At 46.4% G+C, this 252-nt stretch carries 1 protein-coding gene; it reads left to right on the top strand.

What is annotated here, in order from left to right; translation table 11 throughout:
* The coding region (locus tag RTW80_RS30125; RefSeq protein ID WP_312721849.1) for a GreA/GreB family elongation factor at positions 1-174 on the top strand (174 nt) is incomplete at its 5' end.
* Between the last annotated feature and the right edge of the window lie 78 nt (positions 175-252).

The raw sequence follows: 252 nt of genomic DNA, 5'->3' as shown, positions 1-252 counted from the left end.
GAGCAGACCTATCGCATCGTGGGTGATGATGAAGCGGACTTCAAACAGAACCTGATTTCGGTGAACTCGCCGATTGCTCGTGGCCTGATTGGCAAAGAGCAGGACGATGTGGTCACCATCCGCACCCCTGGTGGTGAAGTGGAATACGAAATTATTAAGGTTGAATACCTGTAATTCGCTTCTCTACTAAGATGTTGATACATTGTAAAGAAAAGAAAAAGGCCGCATAGCGGCCTTTTATCAACTCAAGGA

The organism is Escherichia sp. AM3 (assembly GCF_032029835.1).
GTDB lineage: Bacteria > Pseudomonadota > Gammaproteobacteria > Enterobacterales > Enterobacteriaceae > Escherichia > Escherichia coli.
The sequence above is the reverse complement of the archived record's forward strand: the minus strand, read 5'-3'. Positions and strand labels throughout refer to the sequence as shown.